The 20,104-nt window shown below is 65.6% G+C and carries 18 protein-coding genes; 5 read left to right on the plus strand and 13 right to left on the minus strand.

The features are described 5' to 3' along the window. Positions 1 to 33: 33 nt before the first annotated feature. Entirely contained in the window at positions 34 to 564 is a 531-nt protein-coding gene (locus tag QRM60_RS04145; RefSeq protein ID WP_285445671.1) for an AsnC family protein, read from the minus strand. Between the two features lie 130 nt (positions 565 to 694). After that, a complete protein-coding gene (locus tag QRM60_RS04150; RefSeq protein ID WP_285445672.1) occupies positions 695 to 1,291 on the minus strand; it encodes a TetR/AcrR family transcriptional regulator in 597 nt (198 codons plus the stop codon). Between the two features lie 70 nt (positions 1,292 to 1,361). Between QRM60_RS04150 and bdcA the strand changes: the two genes are divergently transcribed. The 3 genes from bdcA to QRM60_RS04165 all read left to right on the plus strand — a co-directional run bounded on the left by bdcA (position 1,362) and on the right by QRM60_RS04165 (position 4,550). Then, positions 1,362 to 2,075, plus strand: a complete 714-nt coding sequence (gene bdcA, locus QRM60_RS04155; protein ID WP_285445673.1) for an SDR family oxidoreductase — start codon at positions 1,362 to 1,364, stop codon at positions 2,073 to 2,075. 258 nt (positions 2,076 to 2,333) lie between these two features. After that, positions 2,334 to 3,197: a hypothetical protein gene (locus QRM60_RS04160; RefSeq protein ID WP_285445674.1), complete on the plus strand. Its 864-nt coding sequence runs from the start codon at positions 2,334 to 2,336 to the stop codon at positions 3,195 to 3,197. Between the two features lie 27 nt (positions 3,198 to 3,224). Continuing rightward, positions 3,225 to 4,550, plus strand: a complete 1,326-nt coding sequence (locus QRM60_RS04165) for an XVIPCD domain-containing protein (RefSeq protein ID WP_285445675.1) — start codon at positions 3,225 to 3,227, stop codon at positions 4,548 to 4,550. 197 nt (positions 4,551 to 4,747) lie between these two features. On the opposite strand, the gene QRM60_RS04170 is transcribed toward QRM60_RS04165, so the two are convergent. The 8 genes from QRM60_RS04170 to QRM60_RS04205 all read right to left on the minus strand — a co-directional run bounded on the left by QRM60_RS04170 (position 4,748) and on the right by QRM60_RS04205 (position 13,203). Further along, a complete protein-coding gene (locus tag QRM60_RS04170; RefSeq protein ID WP_285445676.1) occupies positions 4,748 to 5,533 on the minus strand; it encodes a hypothetical protein in 786 nt (261 codons plus the stop codon). A 417-nt stretch (positions 5,534 to 5,950) separates the two neighbouring features. After that, positions 5,951 to 7,243, minus strand: a complete 1,293-nt coding sequence (locus tag QRM60_RS04175; protein WP_011036253.1) for an adenylosuccinate synthase — start codon at positions 7,241 to 7,243, stop codon at positions 5,951 to 5,953. Positions 7,244 to 7,627: 384 nt separating this feature from the next. Continuing rightward, entirely contained in the window at positions 7,628 to 7,813 is a 186-nt protein-coding gene (locus tag QRM60_RS04180; protein WP_285445677.1) for a DUF2065 family protein, read from the minus strand. 206 nt (positions 7,814 to 8,019) lie between these two features. After that, positions 8,020 to 8,883, minus strand: coding sequence for a protease modulator HflC (locus QRM60_RS04185; protein WP_014506922.1), 864 nt, complete (start codon positions 8,881 to 8,883; stop codon positions 8,020 to 8,022). Then, the gene (hflK, locus tag QRM60_RS04190; protein ID WP_285445678.1) at positions 8,883 to 10,025 is read right to left on the minus strand and encodes an FtsH protease activity modulator HflK; all 1,143 of its coding nucleotides are present in this window, start codon (positions 10,023 to 10,025) and stop codon (positions 8,883 to 8,885) included. Before hflK ends, QRM60_RS04185 begins: the two co-directional genes overlap by 1 nt. Positions 10,026 to 10,991: 966 nt before the next feature. Beyond that, entirely contained in the window at positions 10,992 to 11,378 is a 387-nt protein-coding gene (gene pilH / locus QRM60_RS04195) for a twitching motility response regulator PilH (protein ID WP_011036249.1), read from the minus strand. A 315-nt stretch (positions 11,379 to 11,693) separates the two neighbouring features. Then, positions 11,694 to 12,584, minus strand: coding sequence for a DnaJ C-terminal domain-containing protein (locus QRM60_RS04200; protein ID WP_016944840.1), 891 nt, complete (start codon positions 12,582 to 12,584; stop codon positions 11,694 to 11,696). Between the two features lie 142 nt (positions 12,585 to 12,726). Further along, on the minus strand, positions 12,727 to 13,203 hold the full coding sequence (locus QRM60_RS04205) for an Hsp20/alpha crystallin family protein (RefSeq protein WP_011036247.1): 477 nt from the start codon (positions 13,201 to 13,203) through the stop codon (positions 12,727 to 12,729). Between the two features lie 160 nt (positions 13,204 to 13,363). Between QRM60_RS04205 and QRM60_RS04210 the strand changes: the two genes are divergently transcribed. Further along, positions 13,364 to 13,846, plus strand: a complete 483-nt coding sequence (locus QRM60_RS04210) for a peroxiredoxin (RefSeq protein WP_014506917.1) — start codon at positions 13,364 to 13,366, stop codon at positions 13,844 to 13,846. 42 nt (positions 13,847 to 13,888) lie between these two features. Next, the gene (locus QRM60_RS04215; RefSeq protein ID WP_011036245.1) at positions 13,889 to 14,449 is read left to right on the plus strand and encodes a ferritin-like domain-containing protein; all 561 of its coding nucleotides are present in this window, start codon (positions 13,889 to 13,891) and stop codon (positions 14,447 to 14,449) included. Between the two features lie 445 nt (positions 14,450 to 14,894). Here QRM60_RS04215 and pbpC read toward each other — a convergent pair whose 3' ends face one another. From pbpC to QRM60_RS04230, 3 genes are all read right to left on the minus strand, one after another. Further along, entirely contained in the window at positions 14,895 to 17,291 is a 2,397-nt protein-coding gene (gene pbpC / locus QRM60_RS04220; protein ID WP_115572622.1) for a penicillin-binding protein 1C, read from the minus strand. A gap of 16 nt (positions 17,292 to 17,307) precedes the next feature. Further along, positions 17,308 to 17,811: an ATP-binding protein gene (locus QRM60_RS04225; protein ID WP_228423965.1), complete on the minus strand. Its 504-nt coding sequence runs from the start codon at positions 17,809 to 17,811 to the stop codon at positions 17,308 to 17,310. Between the two features lie 799 nt (positions 17,812 to 18,610). Beyond that, positions 18,611 to 20,005: a sigma-54 dependent transcriptional regulator gene (locus QRM60_RS04230; protein WP_115572620.1), complete on the minus strand. Its 1,395-nt coding sequence runs from the start codon at positions 20,003 to 20,005 to the stop codon at positions 18,611 to 18,613. Positions 20,006 to 20,104: the final 99 nt, after the last annotated feature.

The raw sequence follows: 20,104 nt of genomic DNA on the forward strand, positions 1-20,104 counted from the left end.
GCAATCACAAGCAGATGCGGAAAATTGGAATCGTCAGACCGCATCGCCAAGCCCCAGTGACTGCTTGAGATAGCGCGCCGCGAGCGCTCGCTCGCGGGCGCGCCCGCTGCGCAGCGCGTCCTGCAGCGCCAGCAGTTGGTGCAAGGCGGGGTCGGCCAGCGCAGCGTTGGGCGCACCTGCCGACAACGGCGACAAGCTGGGGCCTTTGGCCGTGCACTGCGCGCTTGGCCACACCGGTGCATCCCCAGGGGAACTAGCAATGGCAATGGACAATGGCGGCGCCCCGAAGGCCGTAGGAATGCCACGCCTTAGCGGTCCGATGACGGCAGGAAAGGCGTAACGCACACCGTGAACCGCGAACTCATGCAGCGCCGTGCGTACCGTCTCCCACTCGCCGCGGCCTTTTTCCAGCGCCAAGCCGGATGCCACCGCGCGCTTGACGCTGCGATGCACCTGAGACGGGCTCATGCCCAGCGCTTCTCCAAGGGATGCATACGTCCAGACCTGACCCGCCTGGGCGACCCGCTTGTACAGCACCACCAGATCCTGGGGCTTCAGTTCCACAGCCGAGCCCGCCTTATTCCATATTCCGGAATATGGAATATCCAGCGAGCGAGCTGTTTTTGCAAGCAGTCTTCGCTAAGCGCTCTGACTAAACGAGGGTCTACCGCTCAACGGCGAAAGCCAGACACGCTCACCCAATTCCCCGCAGCGCCACCCGAAGCGCCTCTCCCGCCAACCGCGCACTCGCCAACAGACGCTCCAGGCTCTGCCCATGCCGGGCGCTGGCCGACAGCCCGGCCATGGTGGTGCTGACGAAGTCCGCCAGCCGGTCTGCGTCATGCGGGCACTGCTTCGCGATGTGGGAGCGGATCAACTCCTGGGCGGCGACATGAAAACCACAGGCCGCCTCGCGCACCTGCGCGTCGTTGCTGCGCGTGCCTTCCAGCACCAGGCAGCCGGTGGCGGCGGGGTCTGCGGCATAGCAGCGGGCGGCCTGCTCCAGTACGTCGGCAAGGGCGTCGGCCAGCGGGCGGGCGGTGTCCAGGATCTGTGGCAACGGGATGGCCCCAGTCTGCGCGTAGCGGTCGAGGATGCGCGCATACAGGCCGGCCTTGCTGCCGAAGGCGGCGTAGAAACTGGGCGGGTTGATGCCCAGCGCCTGGGTGAGGTCGGCCACGCTCAGTGCGTCGTAGCCGCGCGCATGGAACAGTTGCTGCGCGGTGGCGACCGCTTGGTCCGGGTCGAACGCCCGTGGCCGGCCGCGGGCCCGGGGGGTTTCTGTAGTCATAGTTACAAAATCCTTGACGGCAGACGAAAACTATTATGTATTGCTCGCTACATTAATTGTGAGGTGATGCATGTCAGCGTTCAAAGACAAGTCGGTATTGGTGCTCGGTGGCAGCCGGGGGATTGGGGCCGCCATTGTGCGGCGCTTCGTGGCCGAGGGCGCGCGGGTGACGTTTACCTATGCCGGCTCTGCCGAGGCGGCGCAGCGCCTGGCCGGTGACACCGGCAGCACCGCGGTGCTGGCCGACAGCGCCGACCGCGATGCGGTCATCGGCACGGTGCGCCGCAGCGGGCCGCTGGATGTGCTGGTGGTCAACTCCGGCATCGCGCTGTTCGGCGATGCGCTGGACCAGGATCCGGACGCGGTGGACCGGCTGTTCCGCATCAACGTGCACGCGCCCTACCACGCCGCCGTGGAGGCCGCGCGGCAGATGCCGCCCGGCGGGCGGATCATCGTGATCGGCTCGGTCAACGGCGACCGCATGCCGCTGCCCGGCATGGCGTCCTACGCGCTGAGCAAATCCGCGCTGCAAGGGCTGGCGCGCGGGCTGGCCCGCGACTTCGGGCCGCGTGGCATCACCATCAACGTGGTGCAGCCGGGCCCGATCGATACCGACGCCAACCCGGAAAACGGGCCGATGAAAGACCTGATGCACAGCTTCATGGCGATCAAACGCCACGGCCGCGCCGAGGAAGTGGCCGGCATGGTGGCCTGGCTGGCCGGCCCGGAAGCAGGCTTTGTCACCGGGGCGATGCACACGATCGATGGTGCGTTTGGGGCGTGACGCGGCGACTTCTGCGTTGACCACGCTGCAACTCGACACATAGTGCGATCGATGGCGGCAAACGTCCTTCTTCAGCACACTTGGCGAACTGCCGTTGCACCGCCAGCATCTTGATTCACTGGCATCTCCTGCCGGCAGCGCGTGATCGCATTCCCATGCCATGCGGCGCATGGTATGGGTCATCGCAGGCCTGGCCCTTGCTGTCGCGCTGATCCCAGGTTGCCTATAGTTGCGGCGAACCCCGCAATGGATTGACCAATGCACATGATGTCATCCGGCCGGTGCCTGGCCCTTGCACTCGCCGTTGCTGTGACCGGCAGTGCCTGTGCACGGACGCCATCACCCGAACAGAAAAGGACTTCACCCATGCCAGACAACGTCACCACAGGCCGCACCATCAACGGGCACACCTATTCGGACGCTCCGGTTGACGTAAAGCTGGGGCCGAACACCTTCCGCATCCCCGCCAACTACCTGGACAGCCAAATCGCGCCGTGGTCCATCGAGGTGGTGACGCTGGTTATCGAGTGGCCAGATATGACCCCCACCCCGCCCGGTGCGCGGGCGAACCCGCGCACGAATGATTTCCGCAAGGAGATCCATGCCTCCATGAATTATGTTGACCGTGTCCCCATCGAGGGATTGCTGGCACGTTATTCGTCTAACGAAGCGCTTACCGAGCCTGACTCGGTCGAACGGGGTGATCCCGTCGACAGACTCGATCTGCGTATTGCACAGCCTGAAACACTCGGATTGACGCCCTATGCCATCGATGAAGAAAAGATGGCGGTGTACGTTAAAGCGTACGAAGCCCGCTACAGCAAACCTCCGACACGCAACCCTGCGTTTGAGGACGATTGGTATGTCGCGCGCGATTCCGGCGGCAATCTCACCACTTTCATCAAGTGCGATAGCGCCAAGTTTCGTAAGGACGGCATCCGGCTTGAGGGCGACCAAGTCATTGACGAAGAAGAACCAGTTATCGCCGGATGTACACACCACCTTGTGGATGTCGAGAACAAACTATCCATCACGCTCAACTACCATCGCGCGTTTCTAATGGACTGGAAACGTATGGAAAAAGCGATTCGGGACGTTTTGGCACGCACCAAAGTTGGGTGATCCACATTTTTTTGCAAGGATTAAAACATGGGTGGATTAACTCAGCAGGACTTGACGATCCTGGGCAGCTACGCAAAATCAGGCAATCGTGAGCTGTACTGGAACTACCTCTCGCAACTGCCCGGTGCAGACGGCTATGGGACGCTCGCGCTTGGTGTAGTGCGTAATGACAGTTTGCCGGGGCGCGTTGCGAATAGTTACGCGCAGGATTATGCGAACACGCAGCATGACAGCGGCTCGCGCTTTGCTAATGCTCAACTGAGCGAGCGTCAGTGGGAGAGCTTCGGACAGACATTGCTGGAGAGGGATTTGGAACTTCGGCAAGCATGGCTTCGTCAAGATCGCCCAGATCTGGCACTGAACCTACCGGGCGCCTCCGTCATGCTCGCACACGACCGCGCATTTGAGCAGCATCGTCTCGACCCCAACTGCTGGACGCCACGCGTCCTCCTGCAAGCGGCATTGGAAAAAAGCGGCCCCCAGAAGCTGGAGCAGATCTGGACCAACATGCTAGACAACGAGTACGCCGGCACCACCCGTATCAGCAACACGGGCTACGAGACCTTTGCGCAAATGGGGGTGGTGGACGGCAGCCAGTACCTGGCAAAGCTGGGGACGACCGAAGCGATCCAGATGCTGGAAGGCCGCTCCGCGGTCGATCCCAATGTGATCGGCAGCAACAGCTTCTATGCTATGTACTTCGAAAAAGAGCAGAAGTGGATGAATGTCAGCGCTGGCGGCGGGCATCCTTCCATGCGAGAAGAAAACAACCCTGCCCGCATTGCAGAGCTCGACGATACACGCGCCGTGCGCCTGGAGCGGCAGCAGAAAGCCACGCAGTTCCACGAAGACGATCCGCACCGCTCCATCACCCGCAGTCCGCTCACGGCATCGGTCGATGGACTGCCCGATCGGACGCAGGCACCTACCAAACTCGCCGATATCGGCCCGGGCCACCGTGACTACGCCTTGTTGCAACAGGTCCGCGTAGGCGTCAACGCCATCGATGCGCAAGCCGGGCGCACACCGGACGAGAACAGTGAGCGCCTCATCGCCAGCGTGATGACCCTCGCCCGCCAGAACGACCTGGACCGCGCCGATCACGTGGTGCTGAGCACACAGACAGCCGACAGTCCCGCCGGGCGTCACGTGTTTGTTGTGCAGGGCGAATTGAATAACTCCGCGCACCTGCGCGCTCACATGCCGACCGATGTCGCGGTGCAGACGCCGGTTGAGCAATCGCTGCAGCGGCTGGAAATTGCCAACACGGATCGCCAACAGGCATTAGTGCAAAGCCAGCAGCAGGAGATGGACAACCGGGTGCGTGAGGGTTCGGCAATGCGCATGGGGTGAGGCGCAGGGAATTGGCCGCTCGGCCCTTGCCGACAACAGCGAGCACTTTCAGTAAGCACGGGCGCAGACAGTTGGGGACATCGCACTCCGTTTCGCTGTTTGTAACGCTGTCGCTCAGCAATTAGCTGGCGATAGTGCTGCAGGGTCTGTACTACGCGTCTATCGATGCCTTGTCCGGCTCACATAGTTCGCACGGGCTAATCGATCTTGGGATCAAACATCAACCCATCGCCCACCTGCTCCAGGCATTGCAACGGCTGCCTGGGCAGCCGCAGCCAGTGCTTGGGTGGTTCGCCGTCTTGTTCGACGCTGCCCTGCGTGCGCCAGGCGCGGCCGGTGAGGTAGTTGATGCTGAGCGCGTTGGTCTCGCCGGTGTTGCGCTGTACCGTTGAGCGCTCGTAGCCGATCAGGCGCAAGCAGCCGTCCTGGTAGCGGAAATTGAAGCTGGTCTCGCCCATTTGCCAGGAGCCCATCGAGGCAAACTGGCTCAGGGTGACGATGACCGTACCGGCCGTGTTGATGCTGACACCGCCACCACCGGTGGTGCCGCTCTCGTCGAGAGAGTCATCTTGATCAGCGGAGACACGCCGCGGAATCAGGGCGTGGTCCTGCGCCACCGTGCGATAGCCGCCGGCCGGGTCCGTGAGCGCCGCGATGAGCATGCGCGGATTGGTGTCCAGCGGTTCGGGTGTGCGCTCGTCAACCTGCAGCACGTTCGCCGGGTCGGTCATTTTCAATACCAGCACGATATCTGTGCGGCCGTCGCGGTCCAGGTCACCCTGCAGCCGTTGCTCTACCCGCCACCCCGTAGGGACCAGACCTTCCACGGCGGCAGCATGTGCAGCGATCTGCGGGTAGCGCACCTGCGGAATAGTGCGTGCGCTGGCCGCTGTACACGTCAGCGTGCAGACAAGCGCAATGACGCGTGCGGTGTTGCGCTGGGTGCGTGCAATAAAGAATTGGTTTGTTGAAACAACACGCATTGGCATCGTCCATGTAGCAGATGCGGCCATCTTGGCGAGCGGGATCGTCAGTGGCAAATGCAGACGCCACACAATGATGTCGATGCAGAACTCACGAGCTGGCACCTATCCGCTGGGTAGCAAACAGATGCCATGCACCGTGACGCCATTTCAGCGCTTGCACGCGGCCAACCACGCGTTGATCTGCGGCAGCGACGACGCCCGCAGCTCCAACGTGCCCCCCTCGCCGATGCGCCACCAACGCGCTTTGCCAGCGCCTGATCACCGATCATGAAGAGCGAAAGGTACGCGTTGCGCGGTTCCGGTGAGGATCTCTCGCTCGCGCACCGCCAAAGGTCATGCCAATGCTCAGCAATCCTCAAATGAAAACGGCCCGGACAAGCCGGGCCGTTGTGGCAGTGCGATTGCGTCAGCCGATCAGGCGAACGGGTCCTGCAGCACCATGGTGTGGTCGCGATCCGGGCCGGTGGACACGATCGAGATCGGGCAGCCGGCCAGTTCTTCCAGCGCGCGCAGGTAGGCGCGTGCGGCGACGGGCAGCTTGTCCCACTCGGTGATGCCGTGGGTGTTTTCGGTCCAGCCCGGGAATTCCAGGTACACCGGCGTGCACTCTTCCCAGCCCTGCGCATCCAGCGGTGCGTATTCGGTGCGCTTGCCGCGGTATTCGTACGCGATGCAGACCTTGAGCTTTTCCATGCCGTCGAGCACGTCGAGCTTGGTGATGCACAGGCCGGAGATGCCGTTGATGGCCACCGCACGCTTGAGCGCGACGATGTCCATCCAGCCGCAGCGACGCGGGCGGCCGGTGGAGGCGCCGTACTCGGCACCGCGGTCGCGGATGCCCTGGCCCACTTCGTCATCCAGCTCGGTCGGGAACGGGCCGCCGCCGACGCGCGTGGCGTAGGCCTTGGCAATGCCCAGCACGTAGTCGATTGCATCCGCGCCCACGCCGGTGCCGGCCAGTGCGCCGCCCACGGTGGTATTGGAGCTGGTGACGTACGGATAGGTGCCGTGGTCGATGTCCAGCAGTGCGCCCTGCGCGCCTTCGAACAGCACGCGCTTGCCCTGCTTGCGCAGGTCATGCAGGATGCCGGCCACATCGGACTTCATCGGCTGCACGTACTCGCCGAACGCCAGTGCTTCGTCGAAGGTCTTCTGGAAATCCACCGCTTCCACGCCCAGGTACTTGGTCAGCACGAAGTTGTGGTAATCCAGCGCGGTGCGCAGCAGTTCTTCCAGCTGCGCCGGGTAATGCAGGTCGGCGATGCGGATACCGCGGCGCGCCACCTTGTCTTCATATGCCGGGCCGATGCCGCGGCCGGTGGTGCCGATGGCCTTGCCGCCAGCAGCCTTCTCGCGGGCCTGATCCAGCGCGATGTGGTACGGCATGATCAGCGGCGCGGCCGGGCTGATCTTCAGGCGCGAACGCACTTCCACGCCGGCCGATTCCAGCTCGCCGATCTCCTTGATCAACGCGGCCGGGGAGATCACCACGCCATTGCCGATCAGGCACAGCGCGTCGTCGCGCAGGATGCCGGACGGGATCAGGTGCAGGACGGTCTTCTTCCCGTTGATGACCAAGGTGTGGCCGGCATTGTGGCCGCCCTGGAAACGCACGACGGCACCGATCTCCTCGGTAAGCAGATCGACGATCTTGCCTTTGCCTTCATCGCCCCACTGGGCACCGAGCACGACAACTGACTGACCCATGACGGGTGGACTCCTAAGTTTTGCTGCGGCCATCGGGGCCGCGGGATGGGACCGGCCCAGGGCTGGCGGCGACACGTGCGCGCAGCTCCATCGGGGAGCGTTGCTGTGGCGCGGAGCCCTGACACGGAAAAAGCCGAACGGGGTGCTCTGATTGGAGCGTGCCCGGCCGGCTTTTGTGCATTATCCGGGTTTCGGGTGGCATGCACTACCCCTTGCGGGTGGCCGCTCCGGGATTGGTCAGATTGAGGCGCGCTGCGTGCCCGCCGGGTGCTTCAAACGCGCTGAGCGCCCCAACGGACCAGCCCTGCTGGTGGGTCGCAATCGGCTGTTGCCGATCGCCGTCTCCCTGCCCGCTTCTGTCACAGCCGATGACGGGCTGCCACCTCAGTGGCGCACGATCCACAGCGCGATCGCGCCCAGCACCAACGTGATGCCGCCAATGGCGCGCAGTTGCGCGGTGGGCAGGCTGAACAGTTGCTCGACCATGCGCTTCCAGGCGGCGGGCACGGCAAACAGCAGCAGGCCTTCGATGACGGCGATCAGGCATAACGCGGACAGAAACTCTTGCATCACCAACACCATCGCAACCTGGGAGATGCAGTGTGCCCGACAAGTTCCGCGTCGTAGGAGCGCACCTGGGCGCGAAGGGCATTCCCGGGAAAGCGATCGCGCCCGGGTGCGCTCCTCCGCTTGGGGCGCGCATGCCTGCTCGACAGTAAGCGACACATACAACAACGCCCGCATGACGCGGGCGTTGTCGGTTCAAAGCAGAGCGATCAACGATCGCTCTTGAGGTACTGCAGGAACGGGTCGTTCTTGTCGAGGACGATCACGCCGTTGCCGTCGGTCATGGAGCCGCGGTAGGCCTCCAGGCTGCGGTAGAACGCGTAGAACGACGGGTCCTTGGAGCCAGCCTGGCCGTAGATGCGTGCGGCTTCGGCATCACCTTCACCGCGCAGCTTCTGCGCATCACGCTCGGCGTCGGCCACGATCACGGTGGATTCGCGGTCGGCCTGGGCGCGGATGGTCAGGGCCTGTTCTTCGCCTTCGGCGCGCAGCTTGCTGGCTTCCTGCTTGCGCTGGGCACGCATGCGCTCGTAGACGTCGGTGATCACCTGGCTGTCGGTGGGCAGGTCGATCTGCTTGATGCGCAGGTCGGTGATCTGCATGCCCAAGCCCTTGATCGCGGCGTTGATGCCCTTGAGCTGGTTGGCGATCAGTTCGCTGCGGTCGCCGGAGACCAGCTGCTGCAGGGTGCGCGAGTTGATCTGGTTGCGCAGCGAGTCGGTGATGATCGGGGCCAGACGCGAGTTGGCCACCGATTCCTCACCACCGGTGGCGCGGTAGAACGCCCGCACATCGGAGATGTACCCGATGGCGAAGAAGTCCACGCTCACGTCTTTCTGCTCGGCGGTGAAATAACGCGCCGGGGCGGTGTCCAGCACCTGGAAGCGGCGATCGAACACGCGTACCGATTCCACCACCGGGATCTTGAAGTGCAGGCCGGGCTTGAGGTCGGCACGCACCACGCGGCCCAGGTTGAGCACCATGGCGGTCTGGTCTTCGCGCACCACGAACACCGAGCCCATCAGGCCCAGCAACACGGCGACGATCAGGCCGATGACTAGCGAATTCTTCATTATTCGGTCCCCTCACGGCCGGTCGGACGCGGGCCGCGTTCCGGATTGCGAATGCCTTCGGCGCTGCCGCCATTGCCTTGCGGCGGATTCAACAGCACGTCCTGCGGCACCATCGACGGGATGCTGCCGTTACCCGTAGCTGTTCCGGCATTGCCGCTCTTGCCGGCATCGGCCGGCAACGGCACGTAGATGACCTGGCGGCCATCGCTGCCGATCACCTTGCGGTTTTCCGACAGCACCTTCTGCACGGTTTCCAGCCACAGCCGCTTGCGGGTGACGTCCGGCGCGCCGGCGTACTGCTCCTGCAGCAGGGTGAAACGGTCGGCGTCGCCCTCGGCCCTGGAAATCACGGCCTGCTTGTAGCCTTCGGCGCCGGTGCGGGTGCGGGCACCCTGGCCGCGCGCTTCGGGCACCACCTTGGCGGCGTAGGCCTGGGCTTCGTTGATCAGGCGCTCGCGCACCTGCTGGGCACCGTTGACCTCGTCGAAGGCCGGCTTCACTTCTTCCGGCGGACGCGCGTCGGGCAGGGTCACGCCAGTCACCGACAAGCCGGTGTTGTAGGCATTGAGCGCGGCCTGCAGGCGGTCCTTGGAGGCAATGGCCAGAGGGCCGCGATTGTTGAGCACGGTGTTGAGGTCGGAGCGACCGACCTGCTCACGCACCGCACTCTGCGCAGCCTGCTCCAGCACCAGGTCCGCATTGCGCGAGCCGAACAGGTACTTGCGCGGGTCGCTGATCTGGTACTGCACGTTGAGCGAGACGTTGACGATGTTCTCGTCGCGCGTCAGCACCGGTACCTGGTTGCTGAAGGTCTTGATCTCGGTGGCGTTGACCTTGCGCACCGATTCGATCGGCCAGGGCAGCTTGAAGCTGGGGCCAGGCTGCAGGATCCGAGAGAACTGGCCAAAGCGCAGCACCACGCCACGCTGCTGCTCGCCAATGAGCTGGAAGCTGGAAAACAGCACCATCAGCACCACGGCGATCAGCACCCAGCGCCAGACGCCGCCGTCGAACAGCTCTTTCAACGGGGCCGGCAGATTGCCCCAGCCACCACCGTTGCCGCCCCCGCGCGGCCCCCAGGACCTGCGACGGTTGGGATCCGGGCCGTCTCCGCCCTTGTTGCCGGGTGTGTTCCAGGCCATGCACGCTCCATGATCAGGGGGCTGTGCGGGCCAGTCCCGCAGTGCCGCCGTGTTGTGATTTCGATGATTCTACTAGATGGGGCAGACCGGCCGTTTTGAAAGGGCCAGATTGGTGCGGCGTGGTTTAGCCGGCGGCGGATTGGGGGTGGGTGGTTGCCGGGGCCGGGCCGAGGCTGAGAAGGCGGGAAGCGAAGGCCGGGCCTGGTCTGGAAAGTGGCTGCGGACACCACAGGGCGCGTCAGCTGCACCCGATAGGCGGGTTGGCTTTGATAGGCGGCGAGCGTACGGGACAAACCTGGAGAGCGGGTCTTGGCAGGCGGCCACTCACCATCGCGCCGGGCCCCGTCGCGGGCAGGCAGGACGTGAGGCGTGCTGATGCTGATGCTGGGTTGGCGGGATGACTCACGTGGTCAGAGGACTTGGACCTGCTGCCGGGCGCCTGAGCTCTGCCAACGCCACCCTGCCCGCAGGCCCTCGACCACTGGCAGGCTCGCACCCTGCTAGTGCAATAACACCGTCGGACGCTGGTAGTTCTGGTTGGCTATCTATCCGTTACTTCCAGCAGCGCGCGCTAAGTCACGACTTGTAACGCGCGTGGATCCGCCGAGCAGGCATCGCGCGTGCGCTAATTCGAGGAAAGGCTGCCGCAGTGCCGGTGCGATCGCACGCCAGCGGCTTGTCACTCTGATTGGACGATCTGTCCGGTCACTTCCAGCAGCTTGCCGGAGGACGGCTTGTGACGTGCCCGGACTGCCGCCCACCTATCGCGCGTGCGCATGCTTCAAGAAGTCCGGGCGCACTGCCGGGTGCGGTCACAAAGCCAGCAGCACGTCTTGCTCATTGACCATCTGTCGGGTCACGTCCAGCAACCCACTCCCGAAGGACGGCGCATCGCGTGCCTGGACCCTGAAAGCGCCTATCACCCATGCGCCCAAAGCAAGAAAGGCTGGCGCACTGCAGACGCGATCACGCCGCCGGCGGCTCGTCTTTCTGGTTGAACACCCGCTCCATCACTTCCAGCAGCTCGTCCTCGGAGAACGGCTTGGTGATGTAGGCACGGGCGCCCTGGCGCATGCCCCACATGCGGTCGGTGTCCTGGTCCTTGGTGGTCACCAGGATCACCGGGATGTGCTGGGTGGTGGGCTCGCGCTTGAGCGTGCGGGTGGCCTGGAACCCATTGAGGTTGGGCATGACCACGTCCATCAGCACCAGGTCCGGCAGTGCCGACTTGGCCGCTTCCACGCCGGCGGCGCCGTCGGTGGCGGTGATGGTTTCGTGCCCCAACTTCTCGACGATGCGCTGAATCCCCAGCAGCTGCGACGGCGAGTCGTCGACAATCAGAATACGTGCCATGTGTTTCCCCTAGTGTGCGCGGCGAGTGTAGTGCGCCGGCCGCGCTTTCGGTAGCTGGCCGTGGCGTTTGCGGGGACCCGGAGGGCCTGGGTGCACTGGGCGTTGACGGCCCGAAGCACATAGCCCTGTCGAGGCGATAGCGAAGAACGCAGCGCATCAGCCATCGATCGGGCGAAGCCACGCCGGGCAGCGACCGCGATGCGATTCACGGCCGTTCAAAACACCACACCGGCAACCCGCACCACCTGCTCGGCTGCCGGGCAATACAGCGCGCACTGACACATCAGCACGCGCTGCACCACAACAACCACTGCGTCAGATCGATTCGCCGAAGGCCTTGGCCAGCGTCCGATACGCCTTCTTCTGCGCCTCGTCGGTCGGCGCCGGGGCCAGGATTTCCAGCTCCACGATCTGGTCGCCCGGGGTGGCGCCCGGCAGGCCGCGGCCGCGCAGGCGCAACTTGCGCCCAGCCTCGGAATCGGCCGGCACCTTCAGCTCCACCGCACCGCCCAGCGTGGGCACGCTGATGGTGGTGCCCAGCGCGGCCTGCCACGGCATCACCTGCAGCGTGTACAAGATGTTGCGCCCATCCACTTCGAACTGCGGGTGCGCGGCGTATTCAATTTCTAGCAGCAGGTTGCCGCCGCCGTTGCCCTGCCCGCTCAGGCGAATCACCTGGCCGGGCTGGATGCCCTTGGGCACGCGCACGTCCAGCTGCTTGCCGGTAATGGTGATGCGCACGCTGTCGCCGGAATACACCGCTTCCAGCGGCACCGCCAACTTGGCGCGGGTGTCGCCGCGGGTCTGTGCCCCCGGGCCGGCACCGGCGCCCGGGCCGCGCGGGCGGCCGCCGCGCTGGCCGGCAAACAGGCTTTCGAAGAAATCGCTGAAGCCGCCGCCAGCACCGCCGTTGCCGAACACTTCCTCATAGTCGAAGCCCTGCCCGCCGTTGAAGTTGGGCGGGGTCTGGAACTCGTCGCCCGGGCGGTAGCCCTGCGCCTTGAGTTGGTCGTAGGCGGCGCGCTTTTGCGGGTCGCGCAATGCCTCGTAGGCTTCGTTGATTGCCTTGAACTTGTCTTCCGCGCCAGCCTCCTTGCTGACATCGGGGTGATATTTGCGCGCAAGCCGGCGGTAGGCGGTCTTGATTTCCGCCTCGCCAGCGCTCGGTTCGACGCCCAGCGTCGCGTAGTAATCCTTGAATTCCATCCATCACCTCTGAAAAAAGAGCGGCCCGCAGCCGAGGCCACGAGCCAGTCATTCGCAGCCGGGCGGGCGACCGCGCCTATTCTACGGCGCGGCCGTCGCCGGGGAGCGAAGCCGCGCGGGCTCCGCTCCAGGTCCGCAGCGCTTACTGCACCGTGGTACCACCGCCGTCCTGGCCGCCACCGACCTGGATGCGGCGCGGCGTGGCCGCCGGGCGCTTGGGAATGCGGATTTCCAGCACCCCGTTACGGCCATCGGCGGTGATGCCGTCGGCATCGGCACTGTCGGGCAGCGCAAAGCGGCGGTGGAAGCTGCCGTAGCGGCGCTCGATGCGCGAGAAGCGCTCGGTCTCGCTGCTGGACTCGCTCTTGCGCTCGCCCTTGATCGACAGGATGCCCTTGTCCATCTGCACCTCGATCTGGCTGGGGTCGATGCCCGGCAGGTCGGCATACAGCACGAACTGGTTGGCTTCTTCCTTGATGTCCACGCGCGGGACCCACTGCGCGGTGACAACGGCCGACTCGTCGGTATCGCCGCTTTGCTCGAAGAAGCGGTCGAACACTTGCTTGATCTCGTTCTGCAGGGCGTGGGTGGGCCACTGTGGGTAACGGACGATGTTCATGAAAGCCTCCAATGGTTGAGTGACGGGCGGGCCGCGCCGGTGGTCACCAGTGCAACCGGCCATGCGCGTCAGATAGGCGTGCGCGTGCGGATTTCAAGCACGTTGACGCGCTTTTCCCCTTCGCCTTTCTAGACTTTGTTCAGCCACAGGAGCCCCACCCATGACCATCCAAGTTGGTGACCGTATTCCCGAGGTGGTGCTCAAGCACCTGCGCGAGGGCATCGAAGCGGTCGACACCCACACGTTGTTCGCCGGGCGCAAGGTGGTGCTGTTCGCGGTACCGGGCGCCTTTACGCCGACCTGCTCGGCCAAGCACCTGCCCGGCTACGTGGAGCACTTTGAAGCGTTCCGCAAACGCGGCATCGAGGTGTTGTGCACCGCGGTGAACGACCCCTTCGTGATGCAGGCCTGGGGCCGCAGCCAGTTGGTGCCCGACGGCCTGCACCTGGTGCCGGATGGCAACGCCGAACTGGCCCGCGCACTGGGGCTGGAGATCGACGCCAGCGGCTCGGGCATGGGCCTGCGCTCGCGCCGCTATGCGCTGTACGCCGACGACGGCGTAGTGAAGGCGTTGTTCGTCGAAGAGCCCGGCGAGTTCAAGGTGTCTGCCGCCGACTACGTGCTGCAGCATCTTCCCGATTGATGCATTGATTCCCCCGTCCACACAGAAGGAACCCGGCCAGCCATGTCTACACAGCCAGCCAACACCCCCGCCACCGGTCTTACCGATACCGCCACCCTGCGCGCCCGCGCACGCCAGAGCATCGAAGACGGTGCCATCACCGAGAGCTACCACGCCGATCGCGAGAAGGTGATCGAACTGCTCAACACCGCGCTTGCCACCGAATACGTGTGCACGCTGCGCTACTACCGCCACTACTTCATGGCCAAGGGCATGCTTGCCGACGCGGTGAAAGGCGAGTTCCTGGAGCACGCGCAGCAGGAACAGGCACACGCGCACAAGCTTGCCGAACGCATCGTGCAGCTTGGCGGCGAACCGGACCTCAACCCGGACACGCTGACCAAGCGCTCGCACGCGGAATACAAGGAAGGCACCGACCTACGCGACATGGTGCGCGAGAACCTGATCGCCGAGCGCATCGCCATCGACAGCTACCGCGAGATGATCGACTTCATCGGCGACAAGGACACCACCACCAAGCGCATCCTGGAAAGCATCCTGGCCCAGGAAGAAGAGCACGCCGACGAGTTCGCCGACATGCTGGAAGGCTGGATTGGCGAGTGAGTTTTGGCGTATCGGAGCTGATGCGCCGATAGCGTGCTTCACGTGATGCAGAGACAAACAGGGCGCCTATGGCGCCCTGTTTTTTTCCCGCATCGATGAACTTGTGGCCTGGCGTGGCTAACACGATGGGCAGCGCTTCTTGCATCGACCACACAGGCGACCACCATTGCGTAGGAGCGCCCTTGGGCGCGATGGGCCTTACCAGGAAAGCCCATCGCGCCCAAGGGCGCTCCTACAAAAGCGGTTGCTGTCTCTGTAAATGCATGCGGCGCTGGGAGAAACAGTTTGCTTTGGCCGTGGCTGATGACTGGATGGGCGAGGCTTCTTCCATCGGCCACACAAGCAACCCTAATCTCGTAGGAGCGCCCTTGGGCGCGATAGGCGTTACCGGGAAAGCCCATCGCGCCCAAGGGCGCTCCTACACACGCGCTGCCGCAACGCGCGCTCAACGCAAGATGCGAAAACGCACCTGGGTCCAGGCGCCGTCGCTGGCCATCGCGGTCAGGGTGTGCGTGCCCACTTCCGCAAAATCGCGCTGGAATCCCTGGCGCCCGGCGGTCTGGGCAATCCAGCGGCCGTCCAGCAGCCAGTCGATGCGCGCTTCGCTGCCAAGCGCGCGCAATTGCAGGCGCACCGGGCGTGCGGTGTCGTTGGCGCGGGCCAGCGTGGCGCGATCGGTCAGGCCGTCGATGCGTAGCACGCCACCGCCGGTCATGCGGCCGTCGGGCAGGCAATCGGCGGCCAGCGGCGGCAGCTGTGCGGCGGCACGCTCGGCGGCGGTGAGCCAGGGTGATACCAGCGCCGGCCAGCGCGCCAGGCTGCGCGCAGCCCGCGGATGCGGCTGGGTGCATTCCTGCGACAGCCGCTGGCCGCTGCGTGCGTCCACCTCGTACTGCAGTTGCCCGCTCTGCCACAGCCGCGCATCGCGTTCGGCGAAGGTGGGCGGCACCGCGCCGTCGAGTACGAAGGCTTCGTGGCGGCGCGCACACAAATTTGGCGGCGTCTGCGCGGCGGCGGTGCCCAGCGGCCAGCAGATCTCCAGCGCCTGCACGCTGGCCGGCATCGGCATCGGGGCGCTGTCGCCGGCCGCGCGCGGCAAGGCGTCGATCACCTCGAACATCAGCGGTAGCGCGGTGACTGCGCCGTACTGCCCCGGCAATGGCGTGCCATCCGGCCGGCCGACCCACACACCGACCGTATAGCGGCGCGTTCCGCCGATCGCCCAGGCATCGCGGTAGCCGTAGCTGGTGCCGGTCTTCCACGCCACGCCCGGGCGCGCGGTGGTGTCGAAGGTGCCGCTGGCATACCCGGGGCGCGGATTGCTTTGCAGGATCTCGCGCACGATCCACGCCGCGCCCGGCGACATCAGCCGCCGATCGATGCGCGGATCGTCCGGCATATAGCGCACATGCCCGGCAATGCCGCCGCGCTGCAGGGCCGCGAACGCACCCACCAACTCCTGCAACTGCGCACCGGTGCCGCCCAGGATCAAGGCCAGGTTCGGCGTGCTGCCATGCGCGAAGCGCAGCGCAATGCCGGCGTTGGACAAGCGCGCGGCAAAACGCGCCGGGCCGATGCGATCCAGCAAATCCACGGCGGGTACGTTCAACGACAGCCGCAATGCCGTGGCCGCGGCCACCGGGCCGTTGAAGGCGGCATCAAAATTGCCGGGGCGATAATTGCCGAAGCTCTGCGGCGCATCCACCAGCAGGCTTTCCGAATGGATCACGCCATCGTCCAGCGCCATGCCATACAGGAAAGGCTTGAGCGTGGAACCGGGCGAGCGCCAGGCCTGCACCATGTCCACATGGCCCAACCGCTTGCGGTCGCCGAAGCTGGCCGAGCCCACGTACGCGCGCGCCTCCATGCTGGCGTTGTCCACCACCAGCAGCGCGGCCGAGGTGCGCTCGGGCAATTGCGAAAAATACGTGGCCACGCGTTCTTCCAGCGTGCGCTGCAGCTCCACGTCGAGCGTGGTGACGATGCGTGCGGCGCGTGGTTGCGCGCTGTGCAGGCGCTGCGCCAACAGCGCGGCATGCAACGGTGGTTTGAGTGAGCGCGTCACCACCGGTTCGATGCGGGCATCGTCCACCTGTGCGCGCGACCACACGCCCAGCTCCACCATGCGGTCGAGTACCTTGTCGCGCGCGCGTTGCGCCGCTTCCGGGTGGCGATCCGGGCGCAGCCGGCTCGGCGACTGCGGCAGCACCGCAAGCAACGCCGCTTCGGCCTGCGACAACGCGGTGGCCGGCTTGCCCAGGTAGGCCCAGCTGGCCGCTTCCACGCCCTCGATGGTGCCGCCGTACGGCGCGCGCTCCAGATACAGCGCCAGGATCTGCTGCTTGCTAAGGTGCGCTTCCAATTGCAGCGCGCGCAGCAACTGTTTGGCCTTGCCCCATGGCGTGCGCGTGTGCGGGTCGAGAATGCGCGCCACCTGCATGGTGAGGGTGGAGCCGCCGGAGACGATGCGCCCGCTGCCGATCCACTGCCCACCCGCGCGCAGCAGCCCCCACGGGTTCACGCCCGGGTGGCGCCAGAACCAGCGGTCCTCGTAGTTCAACAGCGCCTGCAGGTACAGCGGCGACACGCTCTGCGGGCTGGCCGGATAACGCCACACGCCATTGCGATCGGCGAACGCGCGCAACGGCGTGCCATCACGCGCCACCACCAGGGTGGAGGTATCGCGCGACTTCGGCAGCGGTAGCGGAAACGCAAGATCCAGCAGCAGGATCAGCGCCAACACCACGGCACTGCTCCAGCGCAGCCAGGTCAGCCAGCGCCGCCCGCGCCTGGGCGCTTGTGCGTCCTGGCGAGTCACCGTTCCTTGTGTCGTGTTGCTCATCGTGGTGTCGCGCTGCTCATCGATCCTGCAAAGCATGCAGTGGCACGCGGATTTCGGCCACTGTGCCGGGCGCATCCGTGCGGGTGCGTAGATCCAAGGTGCCGCCCTGTGCCTCCAGGATCTGCCGCGATAGCACCAGCCCGATGCCGGAGCCTCCGGGTTTGGTGGTGAAGAACGGCACGAACAGGTTGTCGCTGGGCGGCAGCCCCGTACCGCTATCGATGACCTCGATGCAGGCGGCAGACCCATCGCGCCGCGCACGTAACCACACCGGCGCAGCGCCACCGGCCTCCAGTGCGTTGCGGATCAGATTGATCAGGACCTGCTCCAGTTGATCGGCATCGGCGTACACCTGCAGCGGCGCCGCAATGTCCAGCTGCAGGCGCGTCTCGTCCAGCAGCCGCTGCACGCGCACGCACAGCGGCTGCAGTGCGACGGAGTCCAGCACGGGCGCCGGCAGGCGCGCCAGGCGTGCGTAACCGCCCAGAAAGCGCTGCAAGGCGGCGCTGCGTTGTTCGATCACCGCCAGCCCGCCCTGTAGATCGGCGCGTAGTTCGCTGTCGAGGTGGGCCGGTGCAGGCGGCAGCATGTGGGCCAGGGTGTCGGCAATCGAGCCGATCGGCGCCAGCGAGTTGTTGATCTCATGGCTGAGCACACGCAGCAGCCGCCGAAACGCCTGCGCTTCTTCCTCGCGCAAGGCGCGCTCCATCGGTTGCAGCACCAACAAGTGACCGGCCTGGCTACGGCTACGCAACGCCGCATGCCCCACTTGCCAACGCCCCTGCTGACCGGCAAATGCCTGCGCCTGGATGCTGCCCGATGGCAGCGCGAACAATGCCGATAAGCCGAGCACTTCGGCCGAGCGTCCCAACAGCGTGTCGGCGGTGGCCGCCAGCAGGCGCTCGCCGGCTGGATTGACCAGGCGCAAGCGCCAGTCCTGCTCAAACGCGAACACCGCACCGTCCAGCGCCGCCAAGGTCTTGCTCAACAGCTGCAGGCTTTCATGCACGTCGCGCTGCTCATCCTGCAGCCGCTGCGCCAGCAGATTGAAGCGTGCAAACAGCAGTGTATCGGTGCCTGCAGTCGACGCCGCACGCACGCTGTAGTCGCCTTCGCGTAGCGCGTCCAGCAGCCCGGCCAGCGTGCGCTGGCGGTGACCATCGCGGTACTGACGCAGCCGCACCGTGGCCGCAGTGAGCAGCACCACGCACACGAGCAGCAACCCCGCCTCGATGGGCGCGGGCGCTCCGGCCACCAGCACCACCGCCAAGGCGAGCAGCGCGGGCGTGGCCACCCACCATTGCCGCCAGCGTGGTGGTCTACCCGGCATCGTCGGCACGCAACCCGTGCTTGCCCAAGCGCCGGTACAGGCTTTGCCGGGTGATGCCCAACTGTTCGGCGGCGCGCTGCAGGTTGCCTTGCTGGTCAGCCAGTGCGATACGCAGCAGCCGCGCTTCGGCCTGCTCCAGGGTCATGCGCGCGGGCACCTCTTCTGTGACTGCGGCGGTGGGACGCAGGCGCAGCTCCTGGGCGCCGATCACATTGCCGTCGACCAGCAGCGCCGCGCGCTCCATCGCATGCGCAAGTTCGCGCACGTTGCCGGGCCATGCATAGCCGAGCAGAGCCTGCTCGGCGTCGCGCGCCAGCGTGGGCACGCTGCGGCGATAGCGTGTGCACGCGGCAGCCAGGGAGTGCCGGGCCAGCGGCAGGATGTCGTCATGCCGCTCGCGTAGCGGCGGCACACGCACCTGGAACGTGTTGAGGCGGTACAACAGGTCCTGGCGAAAACGCCCGGCCGCAACCTCCGCATCCAGGTCGGCATTGGTGGCCGCCACGATGCGCACGTCCACGCGCTGGGTGCGCGAGGCACCCACGCGCTCGAATTCGCCGTCTTCGATGGCGCGCAGCAGTTTGGCCTGCTGCTCCAGCGGCAGGTTGCCGATTTCATCCAGGAACAAGGTGCCGCCATCGGCCAGCTCGAAGCGGCCGCTGCGATCCTGACGTGCGTCGGTAAACGCACCGCGCACATGGCCGAACATCTCCGACTCGAACACGCTCGCCGCCAGCCCGCCGATGTTGACCTTGACCAGCGGCTGCGCACGCCGCGCCGACCATTGATGCAACAGATCGGCGACCAGGCTCTTGCCGGTGCCGTTTTCGCCGAGCAGCAACACGCTGACATCGCTCTCGGCAATACGCGACAAATCCTCCAGCAACCCGCGCATCACCGCAGACACGGCGATGAATCCACCGGCTGCATCCTGCAGCCGCAGCGCCTGCGCCTCGCTGAGGCGGCGTTCGCTGCGGCGGCTGCGGTCCAGCGCAATGCGGCTCTCCAGCACGCTGAGCACGCGCGCGTTCTGCCAGGGCTTTTCGACGAAATCCACTGCGCCGTGCTGCATGGCGTTGACCGCCAGCCCGACGCTGGCCCAGGCGGTCATCGCAATCACCGGCACCCCTGGCCACTGCGCCGCGATCTGCGCAATCAGCGCCAGCCCCTCTTCGCCGGAGGTGGTGTCACGGTGGTAATTCATGTCCACCAGCACTGCCGCGAAGGTGTCGCCGCGCAGGCACGCCAACGCGAGCTCCGGCGACTCCGCGCCCACCATGCCGTAGCCCGCGCTCTTGAGCAGCAGCCGCATCGCCTCGCGCACGTCGGCTTGGTCGTCCACGACCAGGATGCGGGCGGTGGCTGGGGGTGCAGGAACAGTCATGCGCAGAGTCTAGCGGGCACGCGCCGGCACGCGGCACGCAACACCGCGCAAGATGCCACGCGTGCCGCACCGACCACCGCGCAGGCGGTCTGGGTGGTC

The sequence above is a fragment of the Xanthomonas sp. fls2-241-TYG-148 genome, assembly GCF_030208815.1.
GTDB classification, from domain to species: domain Bacteria; phylum Pseudomonadota; class Gammaproteobacteria; order Xanthomonadales; family Xanthomonadaceae; genus Xanthomonas; species Xanthomonas campestris.

Bases quoted from the DNA above. Each gene is read 5' to 3' on its own strand.
- pilH (WP_011036249.1), bottom strand. From the start codon at position 11,378: ATGGCACGTATTCTGATTGTCGACGACTCGCCGTCGCAGCTGCTGGGG.
- QRM60_RS04170 (WP_285445676.1), bottom strand. From the start codon at position 5,533: ATGCGTGTTGTTTCAACAAACCAATTCTTTATTGCACGCACCCAGCGC.
- QRM60_RS04180 (WP_285445677.1), bottom strand. From the start codon at position 7,813: ATGCAAGAGTTTCTGTCCGCGTTATGCCTGATCGCCGTCATCGAAGGC.
- pbpC (WP_115572622.1), bottom strand. From the start codon at position 17,291: ATGAGCAACACGACACAAGGAACGGTGACTCGCCAGGACGCACAAGCG.
- QRM60_RS04215 (WP_011036245.1), top strand. From the start codon at position 13,889: ATGTCTACACAGCCAGCCAACACCCCCGCCACCGGTCTTACCGATACC.
- QRM60_RS04210 (WP_014506917.1), top strand. From the start codon at position 13,364: ATGACCATCCAAGTTGGTGACCGTATTCCCGAGGTGGTGCTCAAGCAC.
- QRM60_RS04185 (WP_014506922.1), bottom strand. From the start codon at position 8,883: ATGAAGAATTCGCTAGTCATCGGCCTGATCGTCGCCGTGTTGCTGGGC.
- QRM60_RS04205 (WP_011036247.1), bottom strand. From the start codon at position 13,203: ATGAACATCGTCCGTTACCCACAGTGGCCCACCCACGCCCTGCAGAAC.
- QRM60_RS04165 (WP_285445675.1), top strand. From the start codon at position 3,225: ATGGGTGGATTAACTCAGCAGGACTTGACGATCCTGGGCAGCTACGCA.
- QRM60_RS04160 (WP_285445674.1), top strand. From the start codon at position 2,334: ATGCACATGATGTCATCCGGCCGGTGCCTGGCCCTTGCACTCGCCGTT.
- QRM60_RS04150 (WP_285445672.1), bottom strand. From the start codon at position 1,291: ATGACTACAGAAACCCCCCGGGCCCGCGGCCGGCCACGGGCGTTCGAC.
- hflK (WP_285445678.1), bottom strand. From the start codon at position 10,025: ATGGCCTGGAACACACCCGGCAACAAGGGCGGAGACGGCCCGGATCCC.
- QRM60_RS04200 (WP_016944840.1), bottom strand. From the start codon at position 12,584: ATGGAATTCAAGGATTACTACGCGACGCTGGGCGTCGAACCGAGCGCT.
- bdcA (WP_285445673.1), top strand. From the start codon at position 1,362: ATGTCAGCGTTCAAAGACAAGTCGGTATTGGTGCTCGGTGGCAGCCGG.
- QRM60_RS04230 (WP_115572620.1), bottom strand. From the start codon at position 20,005: ATGACTGTTCCTGCACCCCCAGCCACCGCCCGCATCCTGGTCGTGGAC.
- QRM60_RS04175 (WP_011036253.1), bottom strand. From the start codon at position 7,243: ATGGGTCAGTCAGTTGTCGTGCTCGGTGCCCAGTGGGGCGATGAAGGC.